Genomic DNA, 12,866 nt, shown 5'->3' with positions numbered 1-12,866 from the left:
TATCTTAAAGGTAAAGAGCGCAGCGATCCTCACCCGTAGGGAGGATTTTTATTTCCGTCGGAAAAGCTTCGCCACACCCACGGCCGCAGCGCCCAGCGCCGCGCCCACGCCGAAGACCGCACCTGCTGGTGCGCCCTCACGTACCTCGTTGCGCACGCGAATAACGGCAGGTTCTGGAACCGGCGGGTGCGCGTACTTCAGGGATTCTGCGGTCGTCGCAGTCCATGCGGAAATATAAAGCACCACGCGCCACACCAAGTACATGACAATCATCAAAACGATGACCGGACCAAAGACCGCGCCGGCCGGACTGCCGGTGGCAGAGGACATGATCACTGTGGACAGCTGCTTGATAGCCTCGAACGCCACCGCACCGATGGCGGCGCCGGTAAAGCCGGACTTCTTAGGCACCTTCGTGCGTGGCAGGATCATAATCAGCCACCACATGACGATGAAATTGGCGATAAGGCCCAGCAACAAGCCACTGAAGAAGAAGACATAGCCCATGCCCGGGAAGGAATCGATGCCTAAGAGGTCAAAGATCTTCTGTGTAAGGCCGGAGGAACCAGCAGCGGTCACACCGAAGGCGACGACAAAGGCGATGATCAGGCCGATAAGCCCCAGAAGGTCCGAGAACTTCTTTTTCAGGAAGGAGCCGCCGTCATTGGCATCGATGCCCCACATGGCAGAAATGCCGATGCGCAGGTGATTCATCCATCCCAGTCCGGACCACAGGGTGGTCAAACCACCAATACCGAACATGGCACCGCGCTGGTCGATGGCCGTATCCAAGATCTCATTGACCGATTCGCTGAGCTTCCCGTCAATGGAGTCCGTGATATAGGACTGGAGATCATTGAGCAGGTCCTCGCGGTTAGCAAGGACAGCGGCGATGGTGGCCACCAGCAGCATCGCCAACGGGAAGATAGACAGAACCGAGTAATAGGTAATGCCAGCGGAGAACTGGTTGCCCCCCTCTGCGGCATAGCGCTCCTGCATACGCATGAGGTGGTCAACAATTGGCGACTTGCGCCGTACCTTATCTATCGCTCCCGGGTCATCGGCGTTCGCGCGCTCGATGCCGTAGTGGTCCGTCTTCTTAGAGGAGGATTGCGTGGTGGTGGACACGTGCTTCCCTTCTTGTTCGCACAGCGCTTATCCCGTATAGCGTAGCTGGCAAACACCCACTTGTCCCTCGGTGGGGTAGGTTAAGGGGTACCTACTACCTGCGCGGGCGAGGAAGGAAGCCGACTTTTTCATAGACGGCATCGACAAGCGGCTGCGCTACTTCCTGTGCGGTCTGGGCGCCGCGCTCCAGGATGCGCTCCAGCTCGCCACGATCCGCCATGAGCTCGTCATAGCGCTGCTTGAGCGGGGTGGTAAAGGCCTCGAGCGCCTCCGCTGTATCCACCTTCAGGTGCCCGTAGCCCTGGCCGGCGTACTTCTCCACCAAGGAGTCGATGGACTCGCCAGTCAGCGCGGATTGGATGACCAGCAGGTTCGATACGCCCGGCTGGTTTTCCCGGTCAAAGGCGACGGTACCCAGGTCATCGGTCACGGCGGATTTGATGCGCTTGGCAGAGGTCTTCGGGGCATCAAGCAGGTTGACCAGGCCCTTGGGGTTGGGGCCGGACTTAGACATCTTGGACGTCGGATCCTGCAGGTCATAGATCTTTGCCGCGCCCTCTGGAATGAACGGCTCCGGCACGTGGAAGGTCTCGCCGTACTTATTGTTGAAGCGCTCGGCCAGATTGCGGGTGAGCTCCAGGTGCTGGCGCTGGTCCTCGCCCACCGGCACGTAATCCGGCGAGTACAGCAGGATATCGGCCGCCATCAGGATGGGGTAGGTAAAAAGACCCACCGAGGTGCGATCGGCGCCGCGCTTGGCGGATTTATCCTTGAACTGCGTCATGCGGGAGGCCTCGCCGAAGCCGGTCAGGCACTGGAATACCCAGGTCAGCTCCGCATGGGCGGGCACGTGGGACTGGACGAAGAGGGTGGATTTTTCCGGGTCGATGCCCAGCGCGATGAGCTGTGCAGCACCCGCCATGGTGCGGTTGCGCAGCTCCTCCGAATTCTGCTCCACGGTAATCGCGTGCAGATCCGGGATGAAGTAAAAGGCATCGTAGCCTTCCTGCAGGTCGATCCACTGCTTCAGCGCTCCCAAGTAATTTCCCAAGTGATAGGAATCAGCGGTGGGCTGAATGCCGGAAAGTACGCGGGACGCAGAATTAGATGCAGTGGAATCAGTCATGTCAGGTAATGTTACTCCGTCATTTTTGCTTGTTGATTGGCCGCCCCAAGATGTTGCGCGGCGTCATCAAAAATCGAGACCAGCCGGACACCGCGGGTAACGTGCGGCGTCCACGAGGTATCGATCACGTCATCGAGGTTGTCATCCTCCAGCGAGGTCACATACGCCTTGACCTGCTCCAATGCTTCCTGGGTATAGCTGCGGAGCTTGCCGATGTCCTGCGTGGTCACCGCACGCGCTTCCTCCGCCGATTGGCCATAGCCCATGGCATCCGGCAGGTCGAGGTCGTAGCGCTGCCACAGCTCTTCTTCCCCAGTCAGTTGCGCTAGCTGCAGGTCAGCCATGCGGCCGGTGTGCCACAGCAGCCACGTGATCGAATTCGGATGATCACCAAAGTGCGCATTGGCGGTCTCGTTAGTCAGATCCGGCAATGCGGCGAGCGCATCGAGCGGGCGCTGCGCCATATCTGTGAGTAGATCGATAGCTTTCATCGCCAGACCGCGCCCTTAGACCTTGCGGGAGGTGGGGCTGACGATGTCCATGAAGACGGCGAAACCGGACACCATGAAGGCACCGCCGACGCCCATGAGGACGATGGGGCCAAGGAAGGCGAAGGACGGTCCGACAGCGGTCCACCACCAGATGCTCAGGGCGAGGATTACGGCGCCAAGGACAAAAGGAATAATTGCGCGAGCCATGAACTTTCTCCGTTGCAGATTTCGAAATTTTTAACGTGTTTATACTAGCACTACTGCTTGTGCTTGGGGGTCCTTTGCCTGCCCACATCCTCCTTGTTGAAGGTCCATTGCTGCTGCACATCCACTCCCCTCGCCCCAGGCGAGTGCTTCCCACTGGGGCGGGTAATCGATGCGTGAGCGGTCGGCCGCGCGATCCGGTTGCTATTTAGCTCCTCGAGGCTGAGCGGGGAGGAAAAATCGCTTGCGGTGCGCTTGTTACGAATCAGCGGCCGGGTAATCGGGCTGGCGTAGCGGGTGGCCGCGCCCGCCTTCCGCTTGGCCCGGCGGGCACCATCGCGCACGATGCGCGCCGATAGCCGCAGGCGCGGATCCATCTGTTGCTCGCCGTCGCGGTACTCGAAGACGGGCAGGCCCTTCTTAAAGTAGATAGCCGCAAGGCGCGCGCTAAAGCAGACTAGGGCGGTGATGATCGCTGTGGGTTCCTCCGATAGCCCGGCGCGCAAGAGGATCATGTACAGCCCGGCCGCGAGGATCGAGATGGCCGCATAAAACTCGCCGGAAAATACCAGCGGAATGCGGTCTGAGAGCAGATCGCGCAGCACGCCGCCGAAAACGCCGGAGATAACCGCGGATACCGAGGCGATGATGAAGCCGTAGCCCAAGTGGGCGGCAATCTGGGTGCCCAGCACGGAAAAGACCGCCAGCCCCAAGGCATCGAGGATGAGGAAGAGGTGGCGGAAATAGTGCATGAGGAAGGACATGCCCACCGTGACGATGGCAGCGGCGATGACGATGACCAGATAGATGGGGTGTTCCACCCAGGTCAGCGGTGGATCCGCAAGCACGATATCGCGGACGGTGCCGCCGCCTAGTGCCGTGATGGAGGCGATCATCGTCACACCGAACAGGTCGAGTTTTTGCCGGCCGGCCGATAGCGCAGCGGTCATGGACTCGGCGGTAATGCCGATGACGTACAGGACGCTAAAAAGCGGCGACATCAGGCGTATTCCACCAGCAGCGGCGAGTGATCGGACCAACGCTGCTCCACGGTCGGGGCCTTATCCACCCAGGTGCGCTGCGCGCGATCGAGCAACGGCTGGGTAGCGGCCTGGTAGTCAATGCGCCAGCCCGCATCGTTATTGAAGGCCTGGCCGCGGTAGGTCCACCAGGTATAGGGACCGTCGGCCTCTGGGTGGAGGCGGCGCGCCACGTCGAACCACTGCGGCGCGGTGGCCGGCTCCCACGGCGTGGTGCCCGCGTAGTCTACGACGCCGAGCCACTCGCCCAGGTTCTTTTTCTCCTGCGGCGCCTCATCCGGGAAGCTGCCAAAGACATGGTCCATAAAGGCGCGCTCTTCCGGCAGGTGGCCGGCCTTCTTCTCGTTGGCCTTATTATTCTTCAAATCCTGGGCGCGGTGGCAGATATTCCAGTCGCCGCCGATGACCATGTCCTTATCGGCGTTTTCTGCCAGCACGGCATCGAATTCATCCAGGAAGCGGTACTTTTCATCCAGCTTCGGCGAATCGGTATCGCCGGAAGGCAGGTACAGCGAGGCCACGCGGATATCGCGGGTGGTCGCGGCAATCCAGCGGCCGGCATCGGTGAAGGAGCCGAAACCGATTTCGACATCGGCAAGCGGCGTGCGCGAGAGGATGCCGACTCCGGCGCGGCCCTTGGCGGCGGCATCGGCAAGCTCCAAGTGCCAGCCGGCCTCCAGGGCAGGTGCCAGGGCCTTTCTGGCTTGGTCCGGGGTGGCGCGGACCTCTTGCATCAGCACGATATCGGCCGGAGTCTGTTCCAGCCAAGCGTTCATGCCGGGGTTGTTTTCGTTGCGCTGCTTGCACGCGGCGCGGATTCCATTGACGTTGACGCTAGCGATGGTAAGGCTCATGGTGCTCCAGAATATAGGCGTGTGCGGTGGTACTTCTAGCTGCGGCCTGCAAGGCGTTTTTTATCCCACATTGTTATCGCCCACACAACGCAACCCGCGGCCGCCAAGCCGGCGCCCGCCAGCGCCGGGGCGGAATAGCCTAGGCCCGCACCGACGACGATGCCGCCGATGGTCGCACCGGCCGCGTTCGCGATATTGAGCGCGGATTGGTTGAGCGCTGCGGATAAGGTCTGAGCATCGCCCGCCACGTGGACCAAGCGCAACTGCAGCGACGGCACCAACGTGGAACCCATAAATGCCACCATGCCAAAGCAAATGGTGGCGGCGATGGCGTGGCTGGAGAGAAAATAGAAGGCCGTAAGAATGATGATCAGGCTGGCTAAGGCGAAAATGATGCCAAATTCGAGGTTGCGGTCTGCCAACCAGCCACCAAAGGCATTGCCAATCGTCATGCCAATGCCGTAGGCCATGAGCACGACCCAAATCAGGCTATCGCTCAGGCCAGCGACCTCGGTCATGGTCCAGGAAATATACGTGTAGACGGAGAACATACCGCCGAAACCCACCACGCCCATGATGACGGTGAGCCACACCTGGCTGTTTTTAAAGGCGCCGAACTCGGTGCGGATATCGGTCTGTTTCATCTCCGTCATGTGCGGCATGAGGAAGAACAGGGCCACGGCGGTAATAAGGCCAATGACCACGACCACCAGGTAGGCCGCGTGCCAGCCCAGCGCGGAGCCTAAGGCCTGTGCCGCGGGCACACCGATGACCGTGGCGATGGCAAGGCCCATGCCCACAAACGCCATGGCCTTGCCCCGCCCGCCGGGAGGGGCCATCGATGCCGCGGACAGGTTAGCCACGGAGAAATACGCGCCGTGGGGCATGCCGGCGATGAAGCGGGCCACCATGAGCACCCAGTAATTCGGTGCGAGGACCGAGAGCAGGTTGCCCACCACCAAAAAGCCGATGAGCAAGAGGATGAGGCGGCGGCGCGGGAGCTTGCCGGTAAACGCCGCAATCAGCGGCGCGCCGACCACCACGCCGAGTGCGTAGGTAGTAATCAGCGTGGAGGCGGTATCTTCAGAAACCCCGAAGTCCTCCGCGATCAGCGGCAGCAGGCCCATCGAGACGAACTCGGTGGTACCGATAGCAAACGCGCCAAGGGCCATCGCCACCATGACGATGGTGCGGCGCGCGGTAGAAATCTCCGTCTGGCGGGGCAAAGGCCGACGGTGAATGCGATGTTCATGGGCGCTGCGCGGGCTCAACTGATCGATAATTTTCACGAGGGGCGACGATACACCCCACCTGGGCATAAAGCATGTTCAGGGCGTGGACAGGTGAAGAGGTTTACCCAGCGCATGGCCCCGTGACCGATGCCACCCAGCCCCAGAATGTACCGAGCGCTCCACATGGAGCGGACAAAATCGGTAATCTGGTCATCTGAAGAAATTTTCCCACATTTAATAGGAGAATCATGGCTAAGATTACATGGACCCGTACCGATGAGGCGCCGCTTCTGGCGACCTATTCCCTCAAGCCCATCGTGGAGGCCTTCGCTTCCACCGCGGGCATTGACGTAGAAACCCGCGATATTTCCCTGGCTGCCCGCATCGCCGCGCAGTTCCCGGAGCGCCTCACCGAAGACCAGAAGGTGGAAGACGCCCTGGCTGAGCTGGGCAAGATGGCCAAGACCCCAGAGGCTAATATCATCAAGCTGCCGAATATCTCGGCTTCCCTGGTGCAGCTGAAGAAGGCCATCGCCGAGCTGCAGGCCGCCGGCTACGACCTGCCTGATTACCCGGATAATCCCTCCACCGACGAGGAAAAGGACATCGCGGCCCGCTACGATTCCGTCAAGGGCTCCGCCGTTAACCCCGTCCTGCGTGAGGGCAACTCCGACCGCCGCGCGCCGGAGGCCGTAAAGAACTTTGTTAAGAAGCACCCGCACCGCATGGGTGAATGGTCCAAGGATTCCAAGACCAACGTTGCCACCATGGACGATAACGACTTCCGCCACAACGAGAAGTCCGTCATCATCCCTGAGGAAGATACCCTGTCCATCGTGCTGAAGACCGCCGACGGCGAGCAGACCCTGCTGCCGGAGCTGCCGGTACTTAAGGACGAGGTCATCGACGGCACCTTCATGTCCGCCAAGGCCCTCGATGAGTTCCTGCTCCAGCAGGTCAAGCGCGCCAAGGAAGAGGGCGTGCTCTTTTCCACTCACCTGAAGGCCACCATGATGAAGGTCTCTGACCCCATCCTCTTCGGCCACGTCGTGCGCACCTACTTCGCCGATGTCTTTGATAAGTACGGCGACGAGCTCATCTCCGCCGGCCTGAACGGCGAGAACGGCTTGGGCTCCATCCTGGAGGGCTTGGACAAGCTCGACAATGGCGAGGAGATCAAGGCTGCCTTCGAATCCGCGCTTGCCGATGGCCCCGATCTCGCCATGGTCAACTCCCACAAGGGCATCACTAACCTGCACGTGCCTTCCGATGTCATCATTGACGCCTCCATGCCGGCAATGATCCGCACCTCCGGCCACATGTGGAATAAGAACGACGAGGAGCAGGACACCCTCGCCGTCATCCCGGACTCCTCCTACGCCGGCGTGTACCAGGCCGTCATCGAGGACTGCAAGGAAAACGGCGCCTTTGATCCCACCACCATGGGTACCGTGCCGAACGTCGGCCTGATGGCCAAGAAGGCCGAGGAGTACGGCTCCCACAACAAGACCTTCAAGGTACCGGCAGCCGGCACCGTTGAGGTCCGCAACTCCAAGGGCGAGGTGCTCATCGAGCACGACGTCGAGGCCGGCGATATCTGGCGCGCCTGCCAGACCAAGGACGAGCCGATCCAGGACTGGGTCAAGCTCGCCGTCAACCGCGCCCGCCTGTCCGGCATGAAGACCATCTTCTGGCTCGACCCAGAGCGCGGCCACGACCGCAATATCCAGTCCCTGGTGGAAAAGTACCTGAAGGACCACGACACCGAGGGCTTGGACATTGAGATCCAGGATCCGGTCACCGCTACCAAGACCTCCATCGAGCGCATCCGCCGCGGCGAGGACACCATCTCCGTGACCGGTAACGTGCTGCGTGACTACAACACGGACCTCTTCCCCATCCTCGAGCTGGGCACCTCCGCAAAGATGCTGTCCGTGGTTCCGCTGATGGCAGGCGGCGGCCTCTTCGAGACCGGTGCCGGCGGCTCCGCCCCGAAGCACGTCCAGCAGGTGCAGGAAGAAAACCACCTGCGCTGGGACTCCCTCGGTGAGTTCCTGGCGCTGGCCGAGTCCTTCCGCCACGAGAACCAGACCAACGGCAACGAGAAGGCCGGCGTGCTGGCCACCACCTTGGACAAGGCCACCGAGCGCCTGCTCAATGAGGGCAAGTCCCCATCCCGCAAGGTGGGCGAGAACGACAACCGCGGTTCCCACTTCTTCCTGGCTACCTTCTGGGCCGAGGAGCTGGCTAACCAGACCGAGGATGCCGATCTCGCGGCCGCCTTCAAGGACGTTGCCTCCGAGCTTTCCGGCAAGGCCGATGAAATCTCCCAGGCTCTTATCGATGCCCAGGGTGAGCCCGCCGACCTCGGCGGCTACTACTGGCCCAACGACGAGAAGACCTCCGCTGTCATGCGCCCCGTCGCACAGTTCAACGAGATCATCGATGGCCTGAAGAAGTAAGAGCTTTCTTCACCAGCTAGATTTCACCGCGCGTTCCCTTTGCAGGGCGCGCGGTGTCGTCGTTTTCGCCCCCCTCGTTTTCACACAACTGAAAAAATTTTTCACCTTCCGGGAACCAGGGTTGCCTAAGTTCCGACTATTAGTGCAGTTGATATCAGCACCCATGCAACTGACCACTAAGCACGAAAGAGAACTATTTTATGAGTCGGACGACTCTGCGTTCCTTCATCCAACGCATACACTTTTACGGCGGCATGTTCGTCGGCCCCTTCATCCTGATCGCGGCATTGACCGGCTGCCTCTATGCACTGGCGCCCACCCTGGAAAAGTTTGCTTACCACGACGTCATGACCGTCGAGGAAGTAAATAACCCGGTAAGCCTGGAGGACCAAATCAGCGCTGCCCAGAAGGAGCACCCGGATATGCCGGTCTCCCAGGTGTGGCCGGCAGAATCGGCGACGGACTCCACGCGCGTGCTGGTGGCGGATCCGGGCATCGACGAGCGCCTGCAGCGCACCGTCTTTATAAACCCGGCCGATGGCGAGGTCATCGGTGACTACCCCACTTATTCCGGCCTGGGCGAAATGCCGCTGCGCCGCTGGATCTCCTCGCTGCATGAAAGCTTCCACCTAGGCCAGCCGGGCGAGCTCTATTCCGAGCTAGCCGCCTCCTGGCTGTGGGTCTTAGCCTGCGGCGGCCTTTACATGTGGTGGATTCGCCGCCGGCCCAAGAAGGCTGCCGCACCGCTAAAGAAGCAGCCACAGCGCTCCAAGCGCTGGAAGGCCACCCGCCTGCACTCCACGATGGGCGCTTGGATTTTCATCGGGCTCATTGGCCTGTCCGCCACCGGCATTACTTGGTCCCAGCTGGCCGGCGAGAACGTCAATTCCGTGGTGGAAAAGATGAACTGGAAGGCCACGCCGGTTGAAACCGCGCTCGCCACCGATTCCTCCGCCGATGGCGGACACGATACCCACGCCGGGCACGAAGGCCACGGCGCTCACGGCGCCCACGGCGCTCACGGCGGGGATGCGGAAGCTGCGGGCGAAGCGCCGGAGCCGGAGGTCATCGCCGAGCAGGCCGAGCGCGTCTATGCCGCCGGCCGCGCGGAAGGCCTGACGGGCCCGCTGCGCCTGTACGCGCCGGCAGACACCGACTCGGGGTGGAAGGTCAGCGAGCGCTGGGTCGAGTGGCGCTATACCTCCGATGAAGTCTCTGTCAACGGTTCCACCGGCGAGGTCATCGACCGCCTTCCATTCTCTGAGCTGCCACTGTTTAGCAAGCTCAGCAGCTGGGGCATCTACCTGCACATGGGCATCATGTTTGGCCTGCCGCTGCAGATTGCCCTGTTCGCGCTCGGCCTCGCCATCGCCGCCATGGTGGTACTGGGCTACTACATGTGGTGGAAGCGCCGGCCGCAATTCGCCCCTGGCTCCAAGCGGCACTTCTCCTGGGCTACCACCGTCCTAGGCGCTCTCTTTACCGCCACCGTCGGTGTATTTATGCCGCTTTTGGGTATTACCCTTGCCGCATTCCTCGTACTAGACATCATCTTGATGAACGCCGGAAAGTGCAAGGTCACCGCGCCAAAGAAAAAGGATGAAGACGCGGAGCTCGTTCCCGTGGGCTAGCAATCTTAGTGAATACCATCACACAGGGTGGAGTTAATGGGTACATTGGTCGCTTATGACTAACCCATTACTCCACCCTTCATCGTTGCCCTACCAACTCCCGCCGTTTGCGGAGATTAAGGTCGAGCACTACCGCCCTGCTTTCGACGAAGCGCTCGCACGCCACGACGCCGAGCTCGCCACTATTACCGAAAACACCGCCGCCCCCACGTGGGAAAACACCGTGGAAGCCCTCGAGCGATCCGGCCAGGACCTCGACCGCGTGATGTCGGTCTTTGGCAACCTGTCTGGCACGGACGTCACCGATGAGATGGAAGAGATCGCCGCCGATATCTATCCGCGCCTGTCCGCCCACTACGACGCGATGTACCAGGACGAAAAGCTCTACCAGCGCATCAAGGACGCCACCCCACCCGCCGGCGATGAGGAGGGTACTCGCCTGCACGAACACCTGCTGCGCACGTTCGCACGCCAAGGAGCGGATCTCGATGCCGCCGGCAAGGCCCGCCTATCCGATATCAACCAGCGCCTCTCCGCCCTATCGGAGGAATTCGGCCGCAATCTCATGGCCTCCACGCGCGAGCGCGCCGTCGAGTTCACGGAAGAAGAGCTCGAAGGCCTGCCGCCAGAGCGCATCGCCTCGGCCAAGGCGGATGCCAAGGCCCTAGGCCGCGAAGGCTACGTCATCCCGCTCGAGCTGCCCACCGTGCAATCGGAGCAGTCCCGCTTGGCTCAGGAGGGGGCGCGGAAGAAGCTCTATGCGGCATCGGCAAGCAGAGGCTCCGAAAACAACATTCCAGGGCTTATCGAGGCCGTCCAGCTGCGCGCCGAACGCGCCGAGCTGCTGGGGTATGCTTCCCACGCCGATTACGTCATCGCGGAAGAAACCGCTGGCAGCGCCGATGCCGCGCGCGACATGCTCGCAGACCTCGCCCCCGCCACCGCGGCCAATGCCGCCGGCGAACACAAGCTGCTAGCCGAGGAAGCCACGCTCAACGAGCAAAACTTCCACGCCGCCGACTGGCCCTATTGGGAATCCAAGGTCCGCGCCCGCGATTTCTCGCTCGACGAGGAAGAGCTGCGCCAGTACTTCCCCCTGGACAAGGTCCTTACCCAGGGCGTATTCGCCGCCGCCGAGCGCCTGTACGGCATTACCGTTATCCCGCGCGAGGACCTGGAGGGCTATGCCGAGGGTGTGCGCGTGTGGGAGGTGCTCGACAAGGGTGTCGAGCACGGAGATAAGGGAATCGGCCTGCTGCTCACGGATTACTTCGGCCGCCCCACCAAGCGCGGTGGCGCGTGGATGAGCCAGTTCGTGGGCCAATCGGGCCTGCTGGAGCGCAAGCCGGTCATCGTCAACGTGCTGGGCATTACCAAGCCCGCCGATGGTTCCCAGCCCCTGCTGAGCTTGGACGAGGTACACACCCTCTTCCACGAATTCGGCCACGCCTTGCACGGGCTGCTTTCCGATGTCCACTATCCCACCTTCGCCGGCACCAACGTCCCGCGCGACTGGGTGGAATTCCCCTCGCAGATCAATGAGAACTGGGCGCTGGATAAGACGCTGGTCAAGCAGTATGCGCGCCACGTCGACACCGGCGAGCCGATTCCCGATGAGCTGCTCGATGCCGTGACCGCTGCCTCCGAATTTGGCCAGGGCTTTGCCACCTCGGAGTACTTGGCGGCTTCCATTATCGATTTGGCGTGGCATTCGCTCAGCGCCAAGGATGCCGCAGCGCTGGAGGCTACCCCGGAGGCCGTGGACGCATTCGAGGAGGAGGCCCTGCGCGCGGTGGGTCTGGATAACCCGCACATCGCCCCGCGGTACCGCTCGACGTACTTCAACCACATCTTCGCCGGTGGCTACTCTGCGGGCTACTACTCCTACCTGTGGGCGGAGGCGCTCGATGCCGATGGCTTTGAGTGGTTCAAGGAACAAAGCGATCTGCGCGCCGCAGGACAAAAGTTCCGGGACCTCATCCTCTCCCGCGGCGCCTCCCGCGATTTCGGCGCGGCCTACCGCGACTTCCGCGGCCGCGAAAAGGACGTCGCGCCCCTGCTCAAGCGCCGCGGCCTATCCGGCGCCTAGCGGATACTGTCCAGCCAGGCGGCGTGCACGCGCGCCTCATCATTTTCTTCCGGGTGAAAGCTCAAAGCGGTGACGGCGCCGTGGCGCACGCCCACGACCGCCTCCTCCGCGCCGTCGTGCGGCACGGTCGCGATGACCTCCACGCCCTCGCCCACGCGGGTGACCAGCGGGGCGCGGATGAAGCTCGCCTCGATGGGCAGCGTTTCTTCCCCGACCACGACCGGCACGGTGCGCTCGGCGGAAAAGCGCTGGTTGCCAAAGGCATTGCGCCGCACGGTGATATCGAGCAGCCCCAGGGTCTGTTGGCCCGGCGAGGGGTTATCCAGCTCGCGGGCGCAATAAATCAGCCCGGCGCAGGTGGCGAGCACGGGAAGGCCGTGGTCCACGGCCGCGCGCAGCGGACCTGCCACGCCGAAGGTGCGGGCGAGCTTGTCGATGACACTCGACTCCCCGCCCGGAATCACCAGCCCATCCAGGCTCTCAAGGTCGCGCGGCACGCGCACTCGGCGCGTGTCCGCCCCCAAGCCTTCGAGGATGCGCAGGTGCTCTTCCACGCCGCCTTGCAGCGCGAGCACCCCGATCGTGGCGCTAGCTTCTTGTGGCATCACC

General features: G+C 62.0%; 11 protein-coding genes. 3 read left to right on the top strand and 8 right to left on the bottom strand.

The features are described 5' to 3' along the window. Window positions 1-48: 48 nt before the first annotated feature. The 7 genes from ACLI1T_RS02410 to ACLI1T_RS02380 form a co-directional block, all read right to left on the bottom strand. Complete coding sequence (locus ACLI1T_RS02410; RefSeq protein ID WP_411702939.1) at window positions 49-1,128, bottom strand: YhjD/YihY/BrkB family envelope integrity protein; 1,080 nt, start codon at window positions 1,126-1,128, stop codon at window positions 49-51. 94 nt (window positions 1,129-1,222) lie between these two features. Continuing rightward, window positions 1,223-2,254, bottom strand: a complete 1,032-nt coding sequence (trpS, locus tag ACLI1T_RS02405) for a tryptophan--tRNA ligase (RefSeq protein WP_278722781.1) — start codon at window positions 2,252-2,254, stop codon at window positions 1,223-1,225. 11 nt (window positions 2,255-2,265) lie between these two features. After that, window positions 2,266-2,745, bottom strand: a complete 480-nt coding sequence (locus ACLI1T_RS02400) for a DinB family protein (protein WP_411702938.1) — start codon at window positions 2,743-2,745, stop codon at window positions 2,266-2,268. 15 nt (window positions 2,746-2,760) lie between these two features. After that, window positions 2,761-2,952: a hypothetical protein gene (locus ACLI1T_RS02395; protein WP_023030177.1), complete on the bottom strand. Its 192-nt coding sequence runs from the start codon at window positions 2,950-2,952 to the stop codon at window positions 2,761-2,763. A gap of 50 nt (window positions 2,953-3,002) precedes the next feature. After that, the gene (locus tag ACLI1T_RS02390; RefSeq protein ID WP_005277314.1) at window positions 3,003-3,950 is read right to left on the bottom strand and encodes a trimeric intracellular cation channel family protein; all 948 of its coding nucleotides are present in this window, start codon (window positions 3,948-3,950) and stop codon (window positions 3,003-3,005) included. Further along, on the bottom strand, window positions 3,950-4,843 hold the full coding sequence (locus ACLI1T_RS02385) for an exodeoxyribonuclease III (RefSeq protein WP_349852167.1): 894 nt from the start codon (window positions 4,841-4,843) through the stop codon (window positions 3,950-3,952). The genes ACLI1T_RS02390 and ACLI1T_RS02385 overlap by 1 nt, the downstream gene beginning before the upstream one ends. Before the next feature lie 35 nt (window positions 4,844-4,878). After that, window positions 4,879-6,132, bottom strand: coding sequence for an MFS transporter (locus ACLI1T_RS02380; protein ID WP_349852169.1), 1,254 nt, complete (start codon window positions 6,130-6,132; stop codon window positions 4,879-4,881). A 191-nt stretch (window positions 6,133-6,323) separates the two neighbouring features. Here ACLI1T_RS02380 and ACLI1T_RS02375 point away from each other — a divergent pair, with 191 nt between their 5' ends. The 3 genes from ACLI1T_RS02375 to ACLI1T_RS02365 all read left to right on the top strand — a co-directional run bounded on the left by ACLI1T_RS02375 (window position 6,324) and on the right by ACLI1T_RS02365 (window position 12,257). Continuing rightward, window positions 6,324-8,537: an NADP-dependent isocitrate dehydrogenase gene (locus tag ACLI1T_RS02375; RefSeq protein ID WP_284629006.1), complete on the top strand. Its 2,214-nt coding sequence runs from the start codon at window positions 6,324-6,326 to the stop codon at window positions 8,535-8,537. A 200-nt stretch (window positions 8,538-8,737) separates the two neighbouring features. Next, the gene (locus ACLI1T_RS02370; RefSeq protein ID WP_411702937.1) at window positions 8,738-10,168 is read left to right on the top strand and encodes a PepSY-associated TM helix domain-containing protein; all 1,431 of its coding nucleotides are present in this window, start codon (window positions 8,738-8,740) and stop codon (window positions 10,166-10,168) included. Between the two features lie 55 nt (window positions 10,169-10,223). Further along, window positions 10,224-12,257 carry a M3 family metallopeptidase gene (locus tag ACLI1T_RS02365; RefSeq protein WP_411702936.1) on the top strand — a complete coding sequence of 678 codons (2,034 nt, stop codon included), beginning with the start codon at window positions 10,224-10,226 and terminating at the stop codon, window positions 12,255-12,257. Here ACLI1T_RS02365 and pdxT read toward each other — a convergent pair. Next, entirely contained in the window at window positions 12,254-12,862 is a 609-nt protein-coding gene (gene pdxT, locus ACLI1T_RS02360) for a pyridoxal 5'-phosphate synthase glutaminase subunit PdxT (RefSeq protein WP_411702935.1), read from the bottom strand. The genes ACLI1T_RS02365 and pdxT overlap by 4 nt on opposite strands. Between the last annotated feature and the right edge of the window lie 4 nt (window positions 12,863-12,866).

This window comes from Corynebacterium tuingiense (assembly GCF_046718165.1).
GTDB lineage: Bacteria > Actinomycetota > Actinomycetes > Mycobacteriales > Mycobacteriaceae > Corynebacterium.
The sequence above is the reverse complement of the archived record's forward strand: the minus strand, read 5'-3'. Positions and strand labels throughout refer to the sequence as shown.

Excerpts from the sequence above, each read along its gene's own strand:
- trpS (WP_278722781.1), bottom strand. The coding sequence starts at position 2,254 with ATGACTGATTCCACTGCATCTAATTCTGCGTCCCGCGTACTTTCCGGC.
- ACLI1T_RS02400 (WP_411702938.1), bottom strand. The coding sequence starts at position 2,745 with ATGAAAGCTATCGATCTACTCACAGATATGGCGCAGCGCCCGCTCGAT.
- ACLI1T_RS02395 (WP_023030177.1), bottom strand. The coding sequence starts at position 2,952 with ATGGCTCGCGCAATTATTCCTTTTGTCCTTGGCGCCGTAATCCTCGCC.
- ACLI1T_RS02390 (WP_005277314.1), bottom strand. The coding sequence starts at position 3,950 with ATGTCGCCGCTTTTTAGCGTCCTGTACGTCATCGGCATTACCGCCGAG.
- ACLI1T_RS02385 (WP_349852167.1), bottom strand. The coding sequence starts at position 4,843 with ATGAGCCTTACCATCGCTAGCGTCAACGTCAATGGAATCCGCGCCGCG.
- ACLI1T_RS02375 (WP_284629006.1), top strand. The coding sequence starts at position 6,324 with ATGGCTAAGATTACATGGACCCGTACCGATGAGGCGCCGCTTCTGGCG.
- ACLI1T_RS02370 (WP_411702937.1), top strand. The coding sequence starts at position 8,738 with ATGAGTCGGACGACTCTGCGTTCCTTCATCCAACGCATACACTTTTAC.
- ACLI1T_RS02365 (WP_411702936.1), top strand. The coding sequence starts at position 10,224 with ATGACTAACCCATTACTCCACCCTTCATCGTTGCCCTACCAACTCCCG.
- pdxT (WP_411702935.1), bottom strand. The coding sequence starts at position 12,862 with ATGCCACAAGAAGCTAGCGCCACGATCGGGGTGCTCGCGCTGCAAGGC.